Origin of the sequence: Bacillus sp. FSL R9-9492, from assembly GCF_038007365.1 — a bacterium.
Lineage (GTDB): Bacteria > Bacillota > Bacilli > Bacillales > Bacillaceae_G > Bacillus_A > Bacillus_A mycoides.
The window spans coordinates 260733-284884 of record NZ_JBBOXC010000001.1 but is presented as its reverse complement, the minus strand read 5'-3'; the positions used below and the strand labels follow the sequence as shown (position 1 = coordinate 284884).

At 37.7% G+C, this 24152-nt stretch carries 17 protein-coding genes, 4 rRNA genes and 1 riboswitch; all 21 genes read right to left on the bottom strand.

Features of this window, described 5'->3' with window-relative positions:
- Positions 1–86 precede the first annotated feature (86 nt).
- Positions 87–1638 (bottom strand): 16S ribosomal RNA (locus MKY70_RS01615).
- Positions 1639–1988: 350 nt separating this feature from the next.
- Positions 1989–2720 (bottom strand): DsbA family oxidoreductase, encoded by a 732-nt coding sequence (locus MKY70_RS01610; RefSeq protein ID WP_002091706.1) that lies wholly within the window; start codon positions 2718–2720, stop codon positions 1989–1991.
- 191 nt (positions 2721–2911) lie between these two features.
- Complete coding sequence (locus MKY70_RS01605) at positions 2912–3871, bottom strand: alpha/beta hydrolase (RefSeq protein WP_215576746.1); 960 nt, start codon at positions 3869–3871, stop codon at positions 2912–2914.
- 242 nt (positions 3872–4113) lie between these two features.
- Positions 4114–4229, bottom strand: a 5S ribosomal RNA gene (rrf, locus tag MKY70_RS01600).
- Between the two features lie 50 nt (positions 4230–4279).
- Positions 4280–7201, bottom strand: a 23S ribosomal RNA gene (locus MKY70_RS01595).
- Positions 7202–7347: 146 nt separating this feature from the next.
- Positions 7348–8899: ribosomal RNA gene (locus tag MKY70_RS01590) — 16S ribosomal RNA — on the bottom strand.
- The 16S, 23S and 5S rRNA genes sit together here, the layout of an rRNA operon.
- A 295-nt stretch (positions 8900–9194) precedes the next feature.
- The gene (locus tag MKY70_RS01585; protein ID WP_341022692.1) at positions 9195–10700 is read right to left on the bottom strand and encodes a sensor histidine kinase; all 1506 of its coding nucleotides are present in this window, start codon (positions 10698–10700) and stop codon (positions 9195–9197) included.
- Positions 10684–11385: a response regulator transcription factor gene (locus MKY70_RS01580; RefSeq protein WP_341022691.1), complete on the bottom strand. Its 702-nt coding sequence runs from the start codon at positions 11383–11385 to the stop codon at positions 10684–10686. Before MKY70_RS01580 ends, MKY70_RS01585 begins: the two co-directional genes overlap by 17 nt.
- Positions 11386–11530: 145 nt before the next feature.
- Positions 11531–12856: an NCS2 family permease gene (locus MKY70_RS01575; protein ID WP_002091603.1), complete on the bottom strand. Its 1326-nt coding sequence runs from the start codon at positions 12854–12856 to the stop codon at positions 11531–11533.
- Positions 12857–12984: 128 nt separating this feature from the next.
- Positions 12985–13086: riboswitch (purine riboswitch) on the bottom strand.
- A gap of 258 nt (positions 13087–13344) precedes the next feature.
- Positions 13345–13737, bottom strand: a complete 393-nt coding sequence (locus tag MKY70_RS01570; protein ID WP_137057628.1) for a hypothetical protein — start codon at positions 13735–13737, stop codon at positions 13345–13347.
- Entirely contained in the window at positions 13724–14530 is an 807-nt protein-coding gene (locus MKY70_RS01565; RefSeq protein ID WP_137057629.1) for a metallophosphoesterase, read from the bottom strand. The genes MKY70_RS01570 and MKY70_RS01565 overlap by 14 nt, the downstream gene beginning before the upstream one ends.
- Entirely contained in the window at positions 14531–15775 is a 1245-nt protein-coding gene (locus MKY70_RS01560; RefSeq protein ID WP_240381260.1) for a tyrosine-type recombinase/integrase, read from the bottom strand.
- A complete protein-coding gene (locus tag MKY70_RS01555) occupies positions 15772–15978 on the bottom strand; it encodes a DUF3173 domain-containing protein (RefSeq protein WP_137057631.1) in 207 nt (68 codons plus the stop codon). The genes MKY70_RS01560 and MKY70_RS01555 overlap by 4 nt, the downstream gene beginning before the upstream one ends.
- Positions 15979–15998: 20 nt before the next feature.
- Positions 15999–17027: a replication initiation factor domain-containing protein gene (locus tag MKY70_RS01550; RefSeq protein ID WP_341074446.1), complete on the bottom strand. Its 1029-nt coding sequence runs from the start codon at positions 17025–17027 to the stop codon at positions 15999–16001.
- Positions 17008–17511: a peptidase gene (locus tag MKY70_RS01545; protein ID WP_137057633.1), complete on the bottom strand. Its 504-nt coding sequence runs from the start codon at positions 17509–17511 to the stop codon at positions 17008–17010. Before MKY70_RS01545 ends, MKY70_RS01550 begins: the two co-directional genes overlap by 20 nt.
- Positions 17512–17798: 287 nt before the next feature.
- Complete coding sequence (locus MKY70_RS01540) at positions 17799–19067, bottom strand: FtsK/SpoIIIE domain-containing protein (protein WP_341074445.1); 1269 nt, start codon at positions 19065–19067, stop codon at positions 17799–17801.
- 112 nt (positions 19068–19179) lie between these two features.
- Positions 19180–20085: a hypothetical protein gene (locus tag MKY70_RS01535; RefSeq protein ID WP_341074444.1), complete on the bottom strand. Its 906-nt coding sequence runs from the start codon at positions 20083–20085 to the stop codon at positions 19180–19182.
- A 238-nt stretch (positions 20086–20323) separates the two neighbouring features.
- The gene (locus MKY70_RS01530) at positions 20324–20863 is read right to left on the bottom strand and encodes a hypothetical protein (protein WP_137057635.1); all 540 of its coding nucleotides are present in this window, start codon (positions 20861–20863) and stop codon (positions 20324–20326) included.
- 377 nt (positions 20864–21240) lie between these two features.
- Positions 21241–22962 (bottom strand): DUF2326 domain-containing protein, encoded by a 1722-nt coding sequence (locus tag MKY70_RS01525; RefSeq protein ID WP_341074443.1) that lies wholly within the window; start codon positions 22960–22962, stop codon positions 21241–21243.
- On the bottom strand, positions 22953–23180 hold the full coding sequence (locus MKY70_RS01520; RefSeq protein WP_137057637.1) for an ABC-three component system middle component 6: 228 nt from the start codon (positions 23178–23180) through the stop codon (positions 22953–22955). The genes MKY70_RS01525 and MKY70_RS01520 overlap by 10 nt, the downstream gene beginning before the upstream one ends.
- Positions 23164–24150 carry an ABC-three component system protein gene (locus tag MKY70_RS01515; protein ID WP_341074441.1) on the bottom strand — a complete coding sequence of 329 codons (987 nt, stop codon included), beginning with the start codon at positions 24148–24150 and terminating at the stop codon, positions 23164–23166. Before MKY70_RS01515 ends, MKY70_RS01520 begins: the two co-directional genes overlap by 17 nt.
- Between the last annotated feature and the right edge of the window lie 2 nt (positions 24151–24152).

Genomic DNA, 24152 nt, shown 5'->3' with positions numbered 1-24152 from the left:
AAACTTGAGAGATAGTTCTCTCAAAACTGAACGAAACAAAACAAGTCAACGTTTATTGATGAACTGCGTTCATCAATTCTCCATAGAAAGGAGGTGATCCAGCCGCACCTTCCGATACGGCTACCTTGTTACGACTTCACCCCAATCATCTGTCCCACCTTAGGCGGCTGGCTCCATAAAGGTTACCCCACCGACTTCGGGTGTTACAAACTCTCGTGGTGTGACGGGCGGTGTGTACAAGGCCCGGGAACGTATTCACCGCGGCATGCTGATCCGCGATTACTAGCGATTCCAGCTTCATGTAGGCGAGTTGCAGCCTACAATCCGAACTGAGAACGGTTTTATGAGATTAGCTCCACCTCGCGGTCTTGCAGCTCTTTGTACCGTCCATTGTAGCACGTGTGTAGCCCAGGTCATAAGGGGCATGATGATTTGACGTCATCCCCACCTTCCTCCGGTTTGTCACCGGCAGTCACCTTAGAGTGCCCAACTTAATGATGGCAACTAAGATCAAGGGTTGCGCTCGTTGCGGGACTTAACCCAACATCTCACGACACGAGCTGACGACAACCATGCACCACCTGTCACTCTGCTCCCGAAGGAGAAGCTCTATCTCTAGAGTTTTCAGAGGATGTCAAGACCTGGTAAGGTTCTTCGCGTTGCTTCGAATTAAACCACATGCTCCACCGCTTGTGCGGGCCCCCGTCAATTCCTTTGAGTTTCAGCCTTGCGGCCGTACTCCCCAGGCGGAGTGCTTAATGCGTTAACTTCAGCACTAAAGGGCGGAAACCCTCTAACACTTAGCACTCATCGTTTACGGCGTGGACTACCAGGGTATCTAATCCTGTTTGCTCCCCACGCTTTCGCGCCTCAGTGTCAGTTACAGACCAGAAAGTCGCCTTCGCCACTGGTGTTCCTCCATATCTCTACGCATTTCACCGCTACACATGGAATTCCACTTTCCTCTTCTGCACTCAAGTCTCCCAGTTTCCAATGACCCTCCACGGTTGAGCCGTGGGCTTTCACATCAGACTTAAGAAACCACCTGCGCGCGCTTTACGCCCAATAATTCCGGATAACGCTTGCCACCTACGTATTACCGCGGCTGCTGGCACGTAGTTAGCCGTGGCTTTCTGGTTAGGTACCGTCAAGGTGCCAGCTTATTCAACTAGCACTTGTTCTTCCCTAACAACAGAGTTTTACGACCCGAAAGCCTTCATCACTCACGCGGCGTTGCTCCGTCAGACTTTCGTCCATTGCGGAAGATTCCCTACTGCTGCCTCCCGTAGGAGTCTGGGCCGTGTCTCAGTCCCAGTGTGGCCGATCACCCTCTCAGGTCGGCTACGCATCGTCGCCTTGGTGAGCCGTTACCTCACCAACTAGCTAATGCGACGCGGGTCCATCCATAAGTGACAGCCGAAGCCGCCTTTCAATTTCGAACTATGCAGTTCAAAATATTATCCGGTATTAGCCCCGGTTTCCCGGAGTTATCCCAGTCTTATGGGTAGGTTACCCACGTGTTACTCACCCGTCCGCCGCTAACTTCATAAGAGCAAGCTCTTAATCCATTCGCTCGACTTGCATGTATTAGGCACGCCGCCAGCGTTCATCCTGAGCCAGGATCAAACTCTCCAATAAAGTTAGTTTGTCTAGCATCTAAAAATAAAAATTGACGTTCACGTTGTTTGTTTCGTTCAGTTTTCAAAGAACTTGTCTGTCGCTCATTTGCGACTTCCTTATGTTAACATTTTCATATTTCAATGTCAACTAAGTTTTTCATTTTGTTTTGTCGCTTTCTGCGTTGTTGCTATCGGCGACTTGTTCTATATTACACCTCTAAGATACAACCGTCAATATGTTTTTATAAAAAACTTCATTTTTTTATAAATCCTATTTACGTTATTAAATTATCTATCTATATACCTCTTCTATAAGAATAGATAAGCAACCCATGAAACACTCTATGGGTTGCTATTCCATCATAAAAACTATTGTTCTTTTGAAGGTACAGAACAACTTTCATCAGTACAAGACATATCACTTCCACCCTCTGAAGAAAGCTCTTGTAACTTAGGTGCAGGATTCTCTTCTTCCCACACTTGTTGAAGTGCACCAACAAAAGTTTCGAGTGGTTGCGCACCTGAAATAGCATACTTTTGATTAATAATAAAATAAGGTACTCCTGAAATTTGATATTGCTGAGCAATCGCTTCATCAATTCTAACATCATTTGCATATGCACCTTTATCATTAATAACACGTAAAGCTTCTTGCTTATCTAAACCTGAAGCTTCAGCAATAGTAGCAAGCGTATCCACATCACTTAAATTTCTCGATTCAGTGAAATATGCAAAAAGTAGATTTTCCGTAATCTCTTTTTCTTTCCCTTGATCCTTTGCAAATTTGGCAAGACGATGCGCATCAAAAGTGTTCGTCGGCTTCATCTCTTCAAAATTAAAACTTAAACCCATACTAGCTGCATGATTGCCTAGTTGTATATTATTACGCTTAGCTTCTTCAATACTAATCCCATACTTTGATGCAAGTACTTCATTAATACTTGTTCCAGAATAGATTGGAGCATTTTGGTCTAATTCAAAACTTTTAAACTCAACTTCAACATCCTTCTTATGCGGAAATTGCTCTAAAGCCATTTCTAATCTACGTTTCCCAATATAACAAAATGGGCATACAAAATCTGACCATACTTCAATTTTCATAGAAACACCTCATTAACATGTAGTTTTCAATTATTGTAGCACTGGCAATAAGGAATTCAAAAATTTATGCTTCAAACCTTATATACTACAAACCAAAATAAGTTTTTAAATAGAAAAAACGATAATCAAAAGTATAAAAACATTTCCTTCTGATTATCGTATATACAAAATACAAATCTAAAACAATCCAATTACGCTGGAATGTATCTCCCCACGAACTTCCATACGGTATTCCAATATTTATTCGAATCTACCTTCTCGGCTTCTCCATGTCCAGCACCTGGAACAATTAATTTCTCTTTTTCTACTTTTGCAGCATTATATACTTCATCTAACATTTCATAAGGAACGAATGTATCAGCATCCCCATGAATAAATAGCATAGGTGTTTTACTTTTCGCCACTTGTTTTATAGCTGAAGCTTCTTCTAAATCATATCCAGCTCTTAATTTTGTAACTGTATTTGCCGCATTCATAACAGGAAACTTCGGCAAGTGGAATAAATCGTTTAATTGATACGTAAATTCATCAATAACAGTTGAGTATCCACAATCTTCAATAATAACTTTAACGTTAGCAGGTAACTCTTCACCTGAAGTCATCATTACAGTAGCCCCGCCCATTGAAACTCCAAAGAGTGCTATTTCAGCATTAGGGTCTTTCTTTACAATTTGTTGAATCCAAATCAAAATATCTTTACGATCGTGCCAACCCATCCCTATATAATCGCCTTCACTATTTCCATGCCCACGAAGGTCTGGCGCTATGACATTATATCCTTCTTCATAAAAGTTCCGGATATATTTCATCATTTTCGATGCCCTGCTATCATATCCATGAACTACAATTGCCCATTTATGGCTAGATTGTTCATTCATATATTCATAACCTGTTAAATTCAACTTATCGAAAGAATTTACGTTCAATGTATTAGGTTTATGATTTGATACAAAGTTTGCATCCTTTTCTTCATTTGTAGCAAACACACCTCCCGATGCATTCAGAGTTTCTACTAAGTGAGGATTATCCTCTAAAAACTCTTTCTCTTGTTTCGCATTCAACGCATAATTATAAAAATAATTCCCGGCTAACATATAAGTAATTGCTAGAAGGACTAAAACTACTATAGTAATTACACCTATCTTTTTCATATTATCTCCTTTTTCAAAATTAAATCTTCTTATATTCAAGTACTCAAAAAAACAACTGCACTATTTTAACACACCGACAGCTTGCTTCTACAAAAAATAAAATAGAAAATCTTAAACTACACATCAAAAATGACGAAAGAAAATGAATATGAGAGGATCAAAAGAATAAGGATTACTTACTTGAGACTGATAAGAAGTTTAAAACACAAAAAAGACGAGTCATTCTGACTCGTCTTAAAGTTGCTTGGCGACGTCCTACTCTCACAGGGACAAGGTCCCAACTACCATCGGCGCTAGAGAGCTTAACTTCCGTGTTCGGTATGGGAACGGGTGTGACCTCTCTGCCATCATCACCAAACTGATGAAGGTATATTCCTTCAAAACTAGATAACATTAGCTTCATATTATATGGTTAAGTCCTCGATCTATTAGTATTCGTCAGCTCCACATGTCACCATGCTTCCACCTCGAACCTATCAACCTGATCATCTTTCAGGGATCTTACTAGCTTACGCTATGGGAAATCTCATCTTGAGGGGGGCTTCATGCTTAGATGCTTTCAGCACTTATCCCTTCCGCACATAGCTACCCAGCTATGCCCTTGGCAGAACAACTGGTACACCAGCGGTGCGTCCATCCCGGTCCTCTCGTACTAAGGACAGCTCCTCTCAAATTTCCTGCGCCCACGACGGATAGGGACCGAACTGTCTCACGACGTTCTGAACCCAGCTCGCGTACCGCTTTAATGGGCGAACAGCCCAACCCTTGGGACCGACTACAGCCCCAGGATGCGATGAGCCGACATCGAGGTGCCAAACCTCCCCGTCGATGTGGACTCTTGGGGGAGATAAGCCTGTTATCCCCGGGGTAGCTTTTATCCGTTGAGCGATGGCCCTTCCATGCGGAACCACCGGATCACTAAGCCCGACTTTCGTCCCTGCTCGACTTGTAGGTCTCGCAGTCAAGCTCCCTTATGCCTTTGCACTCTACGAATGATTTCCAACCATTCTGAGGGAACCTTTGGGCGCCTCCGTTACACTTTAGGAGGCGACCGCCCCAGTCAAACTGCCCACCTGACACTGTCTCCCGGGTCGATAAGACCCGTAGGTTAGAATTTCAATACAGTCAGGGCGGTATCCCACCAGCGCCTCCACCGAAGCTAGCGCTCCGGTTTCAATGGCTCCCGCCTATCCTGTACAAACTGTACCAAAATTCAATATCAGGCTACAGTAAAGCTCCACGGGGTCTTTCCGTCCTGTCGCGGGTAACCTGCATCTTCACAGGTACTATAATTTCACCGAGTCTCTGGTTGAGACAGTGCCCAAATCGTTACACCTTTCGTGCGGGTCGGAACTTACCCGACAAGGAATTTCGCTACCTTAGGACCGTTATAGTTACGGCCGCCGTTTACTGGGGCTTCAGTTCAGAGCTTCGCTTACGCTAACCCCTCTCCTTAACCTTCCAGCACCGGGCAGGTGTCAGCCCCTATACTTCGCCTTACGGCTTCGCAGAGACCTGTGTTTTTGCTAAACAGTCGCTTGGGCCTATTCACTGCGGCTTTCCGTTAAGAAAGCACCCCTTCTCCCGAAGTTACGGGGTCATTTTGCCGAGTTCCTTAACCAGAGTTCTCTCGCACACCTTAGGATTCTCTCCTCGCCTACCTGTGTCGGTTTGCGGTACAGGCACCTTTTATCTCGCTAGAAGCTTTTCTTGGCAGCGGGGAATCAAAGACTTCGCTCCATAAGGAGCTTCCCCATCACAGCTCAGCCTTCACGATAAGCGGATTTGCCTACTTATCAGCCTAACTGCTTGGACGTGCACAACCAATCGCACGCTTCTTCTATCCTTCTGCGTCCCTCCATTGCTCAAACGATAAAGAGGTGGTACAGGAATATCAACCTGTTGTCCATCGCCTACGCCTGTCGGCCTCGGCTTAGGTCCTGACTAACCCTGAGCGGACGAGCCTTCCTCAGGAAACCTTAGGCATTCGGTGGACGGGATTCTCACCCGTCTTTCGCTACTCATACCGGCATTCTCACTTCTAAGCGCTCCACCAGTCCTTCCGGTCTGACTTCACTGCACTTAGAACGCTCCCCTACCACTGATACCATTGGTATCAATTCGCAGCTTCGGTGGTGTATTTAGCCCCGGTACATTTTCGGCGCAGAGTCACTCGACTAGTGAGCTATTACGCACTCTTTAAATGGTGGCTGCTTCTGAGCCAACATCCTAGTTGTCTAAGCAACTCCACATCCTTTTCCACTTAATACACACTTTGGGACCTTAGCTGGCGATCTGGGCTGTTTCCCTCTTGACTACGGATCTTATCACTCGCAGTCTGACTCCTAAGGATAAGTCATTGGCATTCGGAGTTTGACTGAATTCGGTAATCCGATGAGGACCCCTAGTTCAATCAGTGCTCTACCTCCAAGACTCTTACACTTAAGGCTAGCCCTAAAGCTATTTCGGGGAGAACCAGCTATCTCCAGGTTCGATTGGAATTTCTCCGCTACCCACACCTCATCCCCGCACTTTTCAACGTGCGTGGGTTCGGGCCTCCATTCAGTGTTACCTGAACTTCACCCTGGACATGGGTAGATCACCTGGTTTCGGGTCTACGACCACGTACTAAACGCCCTATTCAGACTCGCTTTCGCTGCGGCTCCGCCTCTTCAGCTTAACCTCGCACGGGATCGTAACTCGCCGGTTCATTCTACAAAAGGCACGCCATCACCCATTAACGGGCTCTGACTATTTGTAGGCACACGGTTTCAGGATCTCTTTCACTCCCCTTCCGGGGTGCTTTTCACCTTTCCCTCACGGTACTGGTTCACTATCGATCACTAGGGAGTATTTAGCCTTGGGAGATGGTCCTCCCAGATTCCGACGGAATTTCACGTGTTCCGCCGTACTCAGGATACATTCAAGAGAGAACGAAGTTTCGACTACGGGGTTATTACCCTCTGTGACGGACCTTTCCAGGTCGCTTCGTCTACCTCGTTCCTTTGTAACTCCGTATAGAATGTCCTACAACCCCAAGAGGCAAGCCTCTTGGTTTGGGCTAGATTCCGTTTCGCTCGCCGCTACTCAGGAAATCGCATTTGCTTTCTCTTCCTCCAGGTACTTAGATGTTTCAGTTCCCTGGGTCTGTCTTCCATACCCTATGTATTCAGGTAAGGATACCATACCATTACGTATAGTGGGTTTCCCCATTCGGAAATCTTCGGATCAAAGCTTACTTACAGCTCCCCGAAGCATATCGGCGTTAGTCCCGTCCTTCATCGACTCCTAGTGTCAAGGCATCCACCGTGCGCCCTTTCTAACTTAACCAAACTAAAATTAAAAAAATATGAGCTACACTGTTATCTAGTTTTCAAAGAACATACATTTAAACTTGAGAGATAGTTCTCTCAAAACTGAACGAAACAAAACAAGTCAACGTTTATTGATGAACTGCGTTCATCAATTCTCCATAGAAAGGAGGTGATCCAGCCGCACCTTCCGATACGGCTACCTTGTTACGACTTCACCCCAATCATCTGTCCCACCTTAGGCGGCTGGCTCCATAAAGGTTACCCCACCGACTTCGGGTGTTACAAACTCTCGTGGTGTGACGGGCGGTGTGTACAAGGCCCGGGAACGTATTCACCGCGGCATGCTGATCCGCGATTACTAGCGATTCCAGCTTCATGTAGGCGAGTTGCAGCCTACAATCCGAACTGAGAACGGTTTTATGAGATTAGCTCCACCTCGCGGTCTTGCAGCTCTTTGTACCGTCCATTGTAGCACGTGTGTAGCCCAGGTCATAAGGGGCATGATGATTTGACGTCATCCCCACCTTCCTCCGGTTTGTCACCGGCAGTCACCTTAGAGTGCCCAACTTAATGATGGCAACTAAGATCAAGGGTTGCGCTCGTTGCGGGACTTAACCCAACATCTCACGACACGAGCTGACGACAACCATGCACCACCTGTCACTCTGCTCCCGAAGGAGAAGCTCTATCTCTAGAGTTTTCAGAGGATGTCAAGACCTGGTAAGGTTCTTCGCGTTGCTTCGAATTAAACCACATGCTCCACCGCTTGTGCGGGCCCCCGTCAATTCCTTTGAGTTTCAGCCTTGCGGCCGTACTCCCCAGGCGGAGTGCTTAATGCGTTAACTTCAGCACTAAAGGGCGGAAACCCTCTAACACTTAGCACTCATCGTTTACGGCGTGGACTACCAGGGTATCTAATCCTGTTTGCTCCCCACGCTTTCGCGCCTCAGTGTCAGTTACAGACCAGAAAGTCGCCTTCGCCACTGGTGTTCCTCCATATCTCTACGCATTTCACCGCTACACATGGAATTCCACTTTCCTCTTCTGCACTCAAGTCTCCCAGTTTCCAATGACCCTCCACGGTTGAGCCGTGGGCTTTCACATCAGACTTAAGAAACCACCTGCGCGCGCTTTACGCCCAATAATTCCGGATAACGCTTGCCACCTACGTATTACCGCGGCTGCTGGCACGTAGTTAGCCGTGGCTTTCTGGTTAGGTACCGTCAAGGTGCCAGCTTATTCAACTAGCACTTGTTCTTCCCTAACAACAGAGTTTTACGACCCGAAAGCCTTCATCACTCACGCGGCGTTGCTCCGTCAGACTTTCGTCCATTGCGGAAGATTCCCTACTGCTGCCTCCCGTAGGAGTCTGGGCCGTGTCTCAGTCCCAGTGTGGCCGATCACCCTCTCAGGTCGGCTACGCATCGTCGCCTTGGTGAGCCGTTACCTCACCAACTAGCTAATGCGACGCGGGTCCATCCATAAGTGACAGCCGAAGCCGCCTTTCAATTTCGAACTATGCAGTTCAAAATATTATCCGGTATTAGCCCCGGTTTCCCGGAGTTATCCCAGTCTTATGGGTAGGTTACCCACGTGTTACTCACCCGTCCGCCGCTAACTTCATAAGAGCAAGCTCTTAATCCATTCGCTCGACTTGCATGTATTAGGCACGCCGCCAGCGTTCATCCTGAGCCAGGATCAAACTCTCCAATAAAGTTAGTTTGTCTAGCATCTAAAAATAAAAATTGACGTTCACGTTGTTTGTTTCGTTCAGTTTTCAAAGAACTTGTTTGCCGCTCATTTGCGACTCCCTTATGTTAACATTTTCATATTTCAATGTCAACCAAGTTTTTTTATTTCTTTTGTCGCTTTCTGCGTTGTTGCTATCGGCGACTTGTTTTATATTACACCTCTAAACTCTAATCGTCAATATGTTTTTCTAAAAAAATATAAAAAGGCTTATCCCTGTTAAAATAAGCCTTTTTATCCTATAACATTCTATTCATTTATTATTTTTCTATAATTGGTAATGAAACGATGAACTGAACGATCCCGTCCTCATACTCAGCTCGAATACTACCACCTTGCAACTCAACAATACTTTTCGCAATAGCTAATCCGAGCCCCGAACCTTCTGTTACTCTACTTCTAGATTGATCTTTCTTATAAAACCGTTCAAACAAGTTCCCTAACTCTTCTCTCGTAAACTCTTCACTATGATTCGCAATAACAATTTGTATATTCCTGCGCTGCCTTTGAAGAGAAACTTTTATCTCTCCGTCATCTTTACTATACTTAATTGCATTCATTAGTAAGTTGTCGAATACACGAACCATCTTTTCCGAATCAATCATCGCATATGCACGTTCCTCAGGAAACTTCTTAACAAACATAAGGCCATGCTCTTCCGCTTGTGGTACTAACTCTTCTATTAATTGATCAAGTAACTCATTTACACACACTTCCTGTTTTTCTAATACAACTTGTTCATTCGTTAACTTCGTATACTCAAATAAATCTTCTATTAAATTCTTTAACTGCTCCGACTTTGCAAAAGCAATTCTCGTATACTCATCATGTTGTTCTTTATTTTCATATTTAGAATCTCGAAGTAATCGCAAGTAACCCATTATAGAAGTCAGTGGTGTACGTAAATCGTGTGATACATTCGTAATAAGCTCACTCTTTTGCTTCTCTAATTTACGTTCCTTTTCTATATTATTCATAAGCTCTTCCGCCATATTATTAATATTCTCAGTTAAAGACGCAATCTCATCTTCACCTTTTTTCTCAATACGGTACGCTAAGTTTCCTTTTTCTATTTCCTTTACACCTTGTGCCATCGCTTCAATTTGCTTCATCTTTCTCTTTGTTATATAGAAGAAAGAGAAAATAAATACAAGTACACCTATGAAAAACGGAAACGGTCCTTCTTGCGTATCATATATTACTTCACCTTCTGGAATCCCACTAACAAACATGTATAAATTCTTATCTTCTATTGTAATAGGTGCAAAAGCTATAAATTCTTTTCTCGTACTTTCAAATTCTTTTCTACCATTCATATAATTAATCGCAAACGATGATGCATTACGAATTGTATTATGCAAATCAATTTGCTCTTCTTGCGCCTGCTTCGTTTTATATAAAACTTTACCGCTCTCGTCAGTGACCAATACTTTTAAAGCTCTAGAGTTTTGTTCTGAATTTTGATTCTCTATTTCAATCATAGTTGATATAGCTTCTAATTTATTTTCATGAACTGAACTATTTGCCACGCTTTGAGCTTGTTGATTAATTTGTTCCATACCAACCCGATAATCGATCGTCGCCTCTCGATTCGCATTCTCAAAAAACGGTGCTGCTGCCTTCGCTGACAAAATCCCTAACAACGCACAAGCAGTAAACGCAGTAATAAGTTGAATTCGTATACTCCGTTTCACACTCTTCACTATCTTTCCAATTAATTCTCGAATTTTCCTAACATAAGTAAATGGATTAAATATCTTTTTCAATCTTATACCCCACTCCCCATACTGTTTTTATATATATTGGCTTCCTTGGATTCTCCTCAATCTTTTCACGCACTTTCCGAATATGAACCATTACCGTGTTATCCGACTGGAAAGATCTTTCGTTCCAAACTTTTTCATAAATTTGTTCCGCACTAAAGACCATCCCCGGATTACGGACTAGTAATTCTAAAATTGAAAATTCCCTCGGGGTCAGTTTCACTTCTTCTCCATCCACAATGACTGTATGAGTGGAGATGTTTATTTTCATCTCTCCAATTTCTAACTCGTCCTCATTTTGAATAGCAAAGCCATTCATTTTCATATAACGACGTAGCTGCGATTTAATTCTTGCGATTAACTCTAACGGATTAAACGGTTTTGCTACATAATCATCTGCACCTGTTGTTAATCCTAAAATTTTATCCATATCTTGCGTTTTTGCCGAAAGCATAATAATCGGCATTTCCTTCGCTTCCCTTACTTTCATACACATATGAATACCATCTACTTTCAGCATCATAATATCTAATACGACTAAGTGCACTTCATTTTCTTCTAATATACGTAACCCTTCTTCTCCGTCCCCTGCTTGCAGTACTTTATATCCTTCGTTCTTTAAATAAATTGTAATAAGGTTCCTAATTTCTTTTTCATCATCTACGACAAGTATTGTTTCCCCGGCCATACTCTCTCCCCCATCACTTTTTTAATCCCTAACTTCTATTATAAGAAAACTTCTGAAGAAAAACGCTCGGAAATCCTTAAGATTTTCTGAAGACGCAAAAAAGGTCTAGACTCCCCTCAAGTCTAGACCTTTCAAAAAACCCCTTTTATTTACGAACGTAGATGAAATATAGTACGAATAAAACTCCCATAACATACATAATTGGATGAATCTCTTTACGACGACCACTCACAACCATTGTAATTGGATAGAAGATAAACCCGATTGCAATTCCTGTTGCGATACTATACGTAAGTGGCATTGAAATGATAGTAAAGAACGCTGGCACTGCAATCTCGAATTTCTTCCAATCAATTTCTCCTAAAGATGAAACCATCAAGATTCCTACAATAATTAATGCTGGCGCTGTTACAGCTGGTGTCACAACACTTAATAGTGGTGAGAAGAATAGTGCCAGTAAGAAGAACCCTGCTGTTACAACCGCTGTAAATCCAGAACGTCCTCCTGCTGCTACCCCCGCAGACGATTCAATGTAAGACGTTGTTGTTGATGTACCTAAAATCGCACCAATTACAGTTGCAATCGCATCTGCAAATAACGCTTTACCTGCACGTGGTAATTTATTGTTCTTCATTAATCCCGCTTGATTCGCAACCGCTACAAGCGTACCTGCTGTATCAAAGAAATCGATAAAGAAGAACGTTATAATAACAATCGCCATTTCAACAGTGAAAATGTCTCCAAAGTGAGTTAACGCTACCCCGAACGTTGGTTCTAGACTCGGTATTGCTCCCACTACAGCTTTTGGTGTATCAATTAATCCCGTTGCTACTCCTAAGATCGCTGTAAGGATCATACCGTAGAAAACTGCACCATTTATTTTTTTAATCATGAAAATGATTGTAGTAACAACTCCGAAAATTGCTAATAACGTTGTGCCCTTCGTTAAATCCCCCAATCCAACAAGGACAGCATCATTCTTTACGATAATTCCAGCGTTTTGGAATCCAAGGAAGGCAATGAACAATCCAATACCCGCCGCTACTGCAAACTTTAACTCTACTGGAATTGCATTAATAATTTTTTCACGAATACCTGAAGCAGTAAGAATAATAAAGATAATACCTGACATTAATGTTCCAGCAATCGCCGTTTGCCACGGAATTCCCATCGTTAACACCGCTGTATAAGCAAAGAACGCGTTTATTCCCATACCTGGCGCTAAAGCAATCGGATACTTCGCAAATATCCCCATAATTAACGAACCAATCGCCGCTGCTAATGCTGTAGCAACAAATACTGCACCTGGATCCATTCCTGTACCTGCCGGTAATCCTTTAACATTTCCAAGCGACAGCGTAGCAGGATTGACAAATAGTACGTAAGCCATAGATAGAAATGTCGTTAAACCTGCTATGAACTCTGTTTTATAATTTGTGCCGAGTTCATCAAACTGAAAATAGCGTTTCATCTTACGTTTCCCCCGTTATATGATTACTCGCCGTATTTCACCCTAGCCCTCTTTTATCTATAAAAATAAAAAAGGCTTCCATTGCATATACATGGAAGCGTTCTATGAATAAAGACAAGTTTCCCCTCATCTTTATCAAAACGCCTCGTAGTCAAGCCATTTACGGTAGCTAGGTAGAAACTTTCGGGCCATATCCCCGATATTATACGACGGCATAATATTCACTTTTCGTTTGAATTACATACTCATATTAACTCGAGGAGGTGGTTTTGTCAATTCAAAAGCGAACATTTTTATAAAATTTTATATTTTCGTTCGTATTAAGGGTAAAAACAAAAAGATCCATCTATACATAAATGATAGATGGATCCTTTTTATTACAATACTATTCCCACTCAATCGTAACAGGTATGAGATAAGTAGTGATATATAGCTACTTTATCTATTTTTCAAGTGTTTGGTGGGGTAATTGGTGGTGAATAAAAATATTATCGAGCGTTCAACGAATTTATGCAAACTAAATAACAAGCAAAATCCCCAAATCTCTTTCTATCACTTTCAATAGTTCCTAACTCGTCAAACCACACTGAACTCCAATTTTGTTGTTTCATATAATTTGCAATTACTTTTAGATTTGTCATAAATGCATTGTGTTGATGTGTTCGGGAATTATCAATGTCTCTACGCTCTTCTAACGTCTGTATACTCCATTCAGCACGAGTATTCGCATAAACGATAGCAGATTTAATCATATCTTCCCAAAACTCCTTAAAATCACTGTCTCTGGTATTAGCAGACTGTAATATTTGAGCATAAATTTCTTCGGCTTCTTGAAAAGTTAAACTACCCTTTTCTTCTAAATATTTTTTATAAGTCAGCATAAACCTCTCTCCATTCTCCTTGTACAGTATCTTTTTCAAAGGTTGAATATCTTTTCTTTTCCGTATCATATTTTAAGACCGGAATATTACCGCTTTTTTCAACAGTACCATCAATATAAAAATGACTTTCCCCATCCCAATAAACTTTTCCAAGATATTCTTTTTTATTTGCTATCTCCACACTTGAAATATGCCCTGCAATAATATCTTTATAAAAATATCCTGTCTCAGCTGGGTACTTTTGTGTGAAATACTCTTTAGGAGTACCATGTTTCCACAAATCTTCGGCTTCTTCTAAAATACCAGCATGGACAAATATTTGTTGGTCTGTTTCAAAGTAACGAAGCTGTTTAGAAATATTCAGTAACCATTTCAACAAATCACCATGTTTCTTCTTAATAGCTTCCTTTAATGCCTCACTTACTTTTTCATATGAATAGGTTAAAGGCTGAAAAGTATCAAAAATCCCTCTATACTCCTCGACAGTAAGGAAACTTTTAAAGGTACATATATCTGGCTCCTGAAATAATAATTTAAAATCATCCTCTTGGGAATATAACCAATGCAGGAATATTTCATCATGATTTCCTACCAAAATAATAACTTGATCCACATGATTTTCATGTAATTCTTTTATGTAATATAAAACCCTACATGAATCATTTCCTCCATCCACGTAATCACCTAGGAAGATAATTTTGTTTTCTTTATTCTTTAAATCAACATTTTTCAACGAATCAATCATTTGATTGTAATAACCATGAATATCGCTAACTGCATATATTGTAGCCATTTATTTATCCCTTCTTTTTTTTATAACTTGATTTCCATTGAAAATTATCTTCGTATATTCGGCAGTTTCTATTTTTATATTCCCTGACATCTCCTCAGCAATTGCCATATCAGCACCACTCCACATATGAGCATAATGTTTTAAAGTAATCTCAGGACTTGAATGACCCATACGTTGAGATAAAACTAGCACCGACACATTAAATTCATTAATAAGATATGAAGCATGAGAATGACGCAATCCCTTTGCTTGTATCTTTTTCACTCCTGCAAATTTAGAATATCGCTCAATAATTCGTGATATCGTTGATTTAATCATCGGTAGACCATCATAACTAAACACAAAATCATTTTCCTTACCTAATCCAATCTCTGTTTGCCTACTTTTCCAGTCATTTAAAATTTTGATAGTGTCATCATCCAGTGCTACTATTCTCTTTCCACCTTCTGTTTTTGTATATGAATTCCGTTTCCAATCCGCTCTGTTTTTTATAATAAGCATATGATGAATCCTTATACGTTTCTTTGTTAAATCAATGTCATTCCAATATAAAGCTGTTCCTTCATTCACACGAATCCCTGTCATATAATAAACCCATAACATAACGAAATTTAAGTGTTCATAAAAATCACCAATATAAATTTGATTTATCACTTTTTCAAATTCTTGTTTTGTCCAATAGGGTACAATAGCTTTTCCTTTGTTGATTGCCCTAACCTTTTTTGAAATATTGTATTCTAAGTATTGCATTTCAACAGCTTTATCTAAACTTTTACGAAATGTTCCAAAAACTAAACTCGCATAGGATTGAGCATACCCAGCTCCTCCACTTTCTTGACTTGTTAATAACCATGTACGAAAATTTTGTACGTCCTCAACTGAAATAGAACGGAGAGGAATTGAAGCAAATCTATCTCTTATCTTTTCCAATATTCTTTGCTTAATAGAAAAGGTACTTTCTTCAACTTCTGTTTGATAATACGACATATATACAGTATTCATAAATTGCTCGTAAGTCATTTTATAGTTAGCGTAACTATTGACTTTATGATATTCTCTTTTTAATCGAGTTAACTCTTTGTTAGCTTCGAACGCGGAAGAAAAGGGCTTTCCATTAACGTCTTTCCTTCCTTTTTTTCGTATTCGTTTTCCTGTAATCCGATCAATGCCAAATTCTGATTGATAAAAGAAATTTCCCTTATCATCAACATATACACCAGGGTATTTCGTTGTTTGCTGCGTCATTGGGAATTACTCATTTCTGTTATAAGAGCAACTCCTAAAATGGATTCAACCACATCCCTCGGTACTCTCCCCAGTCTTTTGTTGTTATAATACGGACAACCTTTTTGCACCATGATTGCTTTTGCTTGCCTAATTAGTGAAACAGCTTGATATTTCTTATATCCTAGTTTAATTAAATCATCTTTACATATTGTTGTACCCATCACAACAACCCCTTTCCACGCTAATATTCATCCTCACTCATAAGTTCTAAAACACGTTGCTCAATTAATGTTTGGTCGGACTCAGTGATTTTTTCTTTCCCCATATGTATTAACTCTTTCAAATAAAGATCAGCATATTTTTCACCATATACGCGCCTAAATGACTCATAGAGCATACTGATTGATTTTACCGTAGCATTTTCAACCCAATTTTTCTTTTTCTTTAAGGTGAGCTTTTCACGCTCTACTTTTAAGGGGATTTCCTCAATACCATCTACAAGTTTTTGCCACCATCTCATTGTAGGAAGTCTATTTTTATTATGTAAGTCACTAGCACCCTTAGGTTGTGTCTTGAAACAATAATGAGCTGATAAAATACCTTTAACTATGGTATTAAGTGGTTTCCCATTCGATATTTGAAGAGCAACTTGCATTGCTTTATTTCCAGTCAGCTCTAGTTCCCATCTGACCCACTTTTCAACATTTACAATTTCACCTGCATTATCTCTTCTTTCTTGTTTTTTATCATAGATTCGTAATATTTGCGGAGATGCACCAATATACAATGTAAAACCGGTCAATTTCCCATCAAGAATCCTACCACTATTTATTTCAATAAATTTATGACTTTTCGTACTTAACTGTCCTCGTTTCACATAATCCTGCAACACTTTTACAGATGGAGTAGCATCATCAAAAATATCTAAAGCTAAATCTATTCTTGATACTTTACCTTGTATTTCTAAAATAACTGATACAAATTTGTACCAATGCCAACCATCAAACCTCGACATGTGTTCTTCATATTGTCTACACGCTTGTCCAGGCATATCTATAAGAACACTACTGTGACTTCGTGAGGAATGAAGCTTTATATTCGCAAAGCTAATGCACATATCGTAAGTAGGATATGGAGACCCCTTAATCTCTGAAGAAAATTCAGAGATTGGGATTCCTAAAATTCCATCAGCGACTGCCGGTAACTCACTATTTGGAATCGAACAACGAAGGTAATCAATTAAGCACTGATTACTTCGCTTTTGACTCATGTACTTCACCAATAGTGTAACTATCAGCTTCAATTTTGAGTTCTGAATACTGCCATGTATCGATCATTGGCTTACCTTGTCCGACAAATGTTTTCTTTTGCACCTTTTTAGGTTTTACTTTAAACCCTGTAAAAGAAATTGGAATAAATTCACCATCTTCGTAATCATCAAAGATAGGTAAACTATCTTGCTTTTCAATAACTACAGTAATAGGCGAACCAATTTCAGTACCACCATTTTGTAATACAAGCTCAATAAATGGTCTATCGTAAACTTTAAAAGTTATTGCATACTTACCTGTTTCAACTAGCTCACCATTTAGATTCTTTTCTTTTTCAATTCGAGTAGCAAAGCCATCCTTTTGCACCAACATTGCTGTAGGAACTTTAAATTGTTTAATGTCAAAATGAAAATCACCTAATTCGACATTTTCCGAGTCATTTAAAGAATGTAATCTTGACGATTTTAAAATTAATTTCCCCATGTTTCCAACCCCTTTTTATCATTTTTTAATCCCGAACTCTCGGGATTTTGAGTAACCTTCCAAACCTAGGGCCCCAACCGATTGAATCATTTCCATTGAGGGTATTACACCCGTGTTACATAACGGGTTGCTTCGCTAATTTTGGTTATTTATAAGTGTTGGGCAAAGAACACCCAACAAGGCATAACTTTTCACGAGCATTTCTTGCCACTCCGTTTGGCGACTAACTTCGCCACCGAAACACTCGCAAAAAGTTACGCTCAATTTTTTAGATTGATGAAATCACTTTATTTAGAGGTATCCGCCATTTGTTGATTTCCCATCAATTTTTCTATTTCTGCTATGAAGTCAAAGTCTTTGTCTATATATGGAGTTTCAAAATAGACTGGGGCAGCGTGAACGCCATCCAGTTGAATATACCCTCCACCTTTCTCTGTAACCGTCTTATATTCAACGTTATTGGTATCAAATATCATGTTATAGCCAATTGAGTCCATAGCACCTAAACCTGCTTTAAACCCCATCTGTGCCCTTATATTCGTAGGCAGGTCATCTGCTGAAGGACGTTGCATAAGTATCTCTATCATGACGCCTGCTTGTCTGCCTTTCATTACTAGAGTAAAAACGTAATCTAATGCCTCTTTAGCAATTTTCTTATCTACTGAATGCATAAAGGCTGAAAATTCATCAAAGACAACTATAACTACAGGTAAATTAAAGTCCTTGTATGTCTTGCCAAAGGCGGATATATCATTGAAATAGTTAGAATATCTTTGCTCCATCAATTCAACGACTTCTCTGAGCATTTTGCATATTTGATTGGCTTCTGTAGCAACTTTCCCTTCAAACCCCGTAACGAAACGCAATAGGCTTAAATCTGCTTTTTTTGGGTCAATAATTCTCAAATCTGCTTGAGGAGATAAGTTCAAGTAAGAAACTATTTTCCCCAAAATGAAGAACGACTTTCCAGATCCAGTTCCCCCAACGATAAGGGAGTGGACGACCTTGTGGAGTTGGTAAGATATATTTCCAGTAATTCTAATTTCATCTGAACCATTTGATTTACTTATTGTTGAAGTTAGGTTAATGCGTTCGTCTTTGTATTTTAAGAAAGTATAGTCAACATAATTAACAGTTATGTTTGTTGTTTCTAATTCCATTCCTAAAGTAGCTTCGAGGTTTTCGCCAAGATTGGTAGCTTCTTTTGTAAATCGGTCACCATCTCTCCTTATCCGCACATAAATATATTTTTCCGCTTCTTTGTAATAAATACGAATAACCCTTACAATACGCTTTTCTCTGACGACCTTATCTTCTCTCATAGTCTCAAAGTAATCTTCATCATATAATTTCAGCGTGTCTATCATATAAGCTAGATTGTTAGCAATCCATGACTTATGGCCCTTAACAAAGTTAAAATAGAATCTAATAATTTTATAAATAGATACCGCCCAAAAAACTGTTATTAGCGAATCAACGAAACCATTGAAACTCACAGAGCTATAAATCACAGGAATATTAATTATTAGTGGCGGAATAGCGTTTGAAATCTTCACAAAGAATATCGTCAACATAAGAATGAATATTACAAGGAAATATTTTAATAATCTATTTTTCCTTTGTGGATATACAACATTGTGCCACTCACTGTTTCTTTTATTGAACATGTTAGTAAGTGCATTCTCCATGAATTTCACACATTCTAACACCCCGTTCTTTAATCGCATTCGTCATAAATTCAATACATGAAATAAATTCCTCTTTAGAAGGTTGAAGTTTTGTGCCATCAAAGAGTCCAGTCCATAATTCTTTAGGTTTTGAACTAGAATCATAAGGGTCTTCTAAAAAACTTTGGAAACAATATTTTTCAATGAATTCTTTATAGCTTCCAAAAGAATTTAACCAGTTCATGACCGAAGCAATGACTTCTTCTTCTGTTAAATAAACTTTCCCAAAAAATCTACTTTCACCTAGAAATCTACTCAAAATTTCTTTAAGCTCAAGGTTGGAAGCTTCATTATTTTTACTCTGAAAATATAAGAAAATTTTATCAAGAGCTACGAAAAAATTATCGGCAGTCTTTGCGGCCCTCCCTAGATTAAAACCTCTACACACTGGAGAAAAATTTGATAGATAATATACTGAATCTAAAAATTCTAGCATTGATTCATGAACTTCAACATATTGCTTTTTAATATAAAAGCTCCATATAGCTGAATTTGAGATTTTATTACTATTATTTGCGATCCCTTCAGCAATCATTTCATTTTTCACTGCTGGGATATTTGGTACAATCAGTTTTTTTGATTTTTTGATTAAAATATCTTCATGATAATATCTCAAATATGTGGTAAAAAAACTTTGTGGAGAAATTAAAGTATCAGTATAAGTGGTTTCTCCTTCTCCAAAAAGAAATTCTAGATTTTCCTTAACAACAGAAGAAGAGTCACAATCAAACTCCAAATTAGAACAATTTAGGAGTTTATAGTTAATAAACGTTTCCAAAGGGTTTTTTCCGATTAATGAGCCGTTATCATAAAGTCCAATACAATTTTCCGTAAAATTTTTTTCCATATTTTTCACAATCCTTTTGTTTTTTATTATCTAAGATACAGAAGGAGTGTAACTAAATCATGTTCTTCCTTCTTAAGATCCAAACCCTTAATTCTCCTTTTTTTCTCCTTTCAGTTAATATAATACACCTTCGTCAATTTACCGTCAATATTTTTTCTCCATAAATTCTCCTTTTATTTTTGTTATAAAAAAATACTGCTAATTTATAGCAGTACTAAACATTAATAAACATCTCTTTTTATTGAATCTCACAACTCTTATCAACTTCAGTTTCAATATCACTTAATAACTTAATAACCGTATTACTAAATTCTTCATCATATTCCAATTCTATTTTTTCTTTATACTTATTAATAATATTTTTTAATGCTTGAATATCAATTCTTTGCCCTTTATTTTTATTACTACGCCCTTTCACATCTTCAATGTTTTTCATAAAAGCAGCTTTAAGTATAAGACGAATACAAACCCCAATTGTAACACTTCTAACTCCAAGTAACTTTGGCAGTTCTTTTTTCAGTGTTTGGATTCCCAGTTCAACTTCATTACTAACTTGAAGTTTAGGTCTTAATGCACCTTCCTTAATTTCATAATCATTTAGCAACTTAATCTTAGAATCAAATACTCCTTTCCAATCATTAACCCATTCCGAATCATTGAATGCCTGCATAAGCACGTTCCCTTTCGTCATGCTGATTCCAGTTCGGTCTTCATACATATGTTTTAACTCTTCAATTAATTTCGCTGTTTCAATTGATATTCTTACTTGATAATTCATTATTTTTCCTCCTTTCAATTGAAATTCATTATAATAATCGTCAACTTATTTTCTCCAATTTTATCATAGGCTTGCTATTTTTTATTGTCAATTTTTCTCTGGTAGCTATAAATAAACTCAGAATTCTAAAACTATGGGGGGAGAAATGGTAGAGAACTATATAAAAATAAGCCTATTTTAAAGATTTATCATCACAATAAACCCTGTAAAATAGGCTTTCTTAAATATCATCAGTCTTAATTCTTATTCCTATTGAACTAATACATGCGTTAGCCATACATGAATCCTCAGATTCACTGTTATACAAAATACAATAGAAATATTATTTCCTATAAAGTCTAATGACGTTTTCTTATTTCTATTCTAAAATAAATAGCTTAATTATCTTCAATCTTAAAAAGTTTATCATTCTCCGACAACTTCAGAACAATATGCTTATCATTATTCAATCCATCTGGTATTTTATCTTTTAATATCGAAAAAACTAATTGTATATTGTTCTTCGAAGCAAACTCGTTCACTTTTACCAACTGGTTTCCATGCATTAATTCTTTTTTATCATTTAATATAAAATTAAGTGCCGGTATATTTTCACTTCTAGCAAATAGTATATAAGCTATATCGAAACATAATATTTCACCTTGTTTTTTACCTGAACTTGTATTTAAGTTAAAACTTTCAAAGGAGTAAAAAGGTTGTTTAGTTTTTCTATCTTCATTTATTTTAAATGAGATACCGTATTCTTCTCCATATAGTTGTTTCGATACTTCAGTAAAATATCTATTGAACTTCATGAGTTGTTTCATCAGTAAATTTTGAAATTCTTCTGAGAATCTATTTCCTTCAAGTAAATCAATTTCTTCACTAATATTTCTAATATTAGTTTCAGATAGTTCAATCTGTGAGATACTATTCTCCACTTCCCCAAGCCTTCTATAATTATTGGTTAATTCACTAATAATTTTTTCTAAATCACTAAATGTATCGCTTATTGAAAGCTTAGATACTAAATCCTTTTCTAATAACAGATCATTTTCCAATTCTTTTTTATATTCTTCTATTTTAGATTCTAAACTTGGTAAATCTTGAGTAATATACTTTATTTTCTCCAGAATCATATTATTATGATATTTTACCATCTCTTCAAAAGTTACTTGTATGTTACTAACGCTTTTCTTTGCAACCGAATATATTTCTTTTAATGAGTTTAAATCAACGACAGAAATATCTTCTCTTAGCTCAGCTTCAGTTTCTCTTAATATTTCTCTTCTTAAAGATAATTCACTAATCTTAGAACTTAATCTACTTATTTTATATTTAAGTTTATTAAGTTCTTGCAAATCCTCATCATAGTTTTCATTTATGTTTAAATCATTTTTTTGTTTTTCTAATCTGTTAATATGATCTTTAATAATATCTAACTGAAGCTCTAATTCCGTTTTAGATTGTTTTTTTTCTAATCTTCCCTTGAAATTTTGCTCAACCTTAAGTTTCTTCATTAGGAATGTTCTGTCAGAGACTGGTAGACCAAACATAAACAAATACAGTGTTTCATATTCAACATTTGTTGTAAAAGTATTTAATACCTTTAGAGTGTTATTTATTCTTTCATCTTTGTATCTTATATTGTGAGCGATAAGTTGACGAATCCCTGGCTTATCATTCTCTCTCTCTCCAATAATTAAACTACTTAACTTTTCTTCAAAATCCCTACCACTATTTTTTTTGAGATTTTCTCCATTTATCGACATAATTTTTTTATTTCTTTGTAAAAAATTACGTTTAATTATTATTTCTTTTGACTTTTCATCCATTAAATCTTCTTTTAAATTTAACTCTATTGATACTTCATTACTCACCAAATAATCTTTCACAAATTCTATAGTTTGTTTCGACTCAGGATCACTATATATTTGTTCCGGATTCCCGCCTAGACAGTAATCAATCAAGGCTAGAACAGTAGTTTTGCCAATATTATTACCAGTTTCAATTTCATTTGAATTTTGAGTTTCATCTAAAATTAAATTTGTACCTGTATGGAAGCCAATTTCTCTAATTACTCTTGAATTAGATAGTATTCTTAATTCGTTTAAGAACATAAGAACACACCTCCCTTTTTATCAACTTTTGCTGCTTCTATTAAGTATAGCCAATCCAAACAATAAGAAAAAACTTTCAAAGATATATTATGCTTCTCTTTTACCAGTTTATATAATGTAACTATATCCTGTCCTTCTTTAGCTTGAATCTCTATTATAACTAAAGAAGCATAATAAAATATACTCATTTCGGGTTTCATATCATTTAGTAGCAACATGAGTATACCCCCTAGGATTTTTAAAAATTTTACATCTTACAAATGCATCCACAACAATTATTCTTACACACATATCTATTTCCTCTTCAGGAATTTCGGATAACATGTCACCTTCCATCACGTGTTCTTGGACTTTACCAAGAATATTAAAGAATTTATCTATATTACTTATATCTTTATTAACAATTTCTTTTTCATAAAATGAAGCTATCTTTCTAAATACAGAAAGTGTTTTATTAGTCCCTCCTCGAATAAACTCTTCATAAAGTTTATCTAGCATACCATAATATATAATATATGCATCAAAAGTGGACTCTTTAATATCCATTAAATTATTAAATTCAATTTTTTCCTCAATTCCATATTCATTTAACGGTACATGATTTGTAACATTTTCTAGGTTCTCTTTTGCTAGAAAATTCACTATTGTAGCTAGATTAGAACTAATCCTAACTATATTTGGTCTTTCCCCGAACTCTTTTTGTACTAAGTCATATAAATTTGTCAATTTATCGATGGGCAACTGTGACACACTTTCTAATATAGTCACTTTATCCATAATATCTGTTCCTGGTTCAAAATTAATATTGTGTTTATTTATATAGGTTTTTTCTCTTAATTTCTTTGCCTCATCAGCAATAAATAAAAATTTAAGTTTATAATCGTCTTGTGCAAGATCCTTAATCTTTTTCTTTTCTAAAGTATCATTTATCTTCTTAGGTGTAGCTGTAGAAGATACCTGCACTACTATTTTTTTCTGTTCATCAATTAGATCAATAGCTTCATAGTTTGCTTTTCCGACATTTGAAGGTATAAGTTCGTAATCATAAAGTATGTTTAAAAAATCTCTAAAAAACGTTTCTGAATGAATATTTAAATCTAAAAAATTTAGTTTTCCATTCGTTTTTATTATTGATGCAAGTGTCCCTATTTTCTCAGCAATGTAATTATAATATCTTTGCCTATTCATTT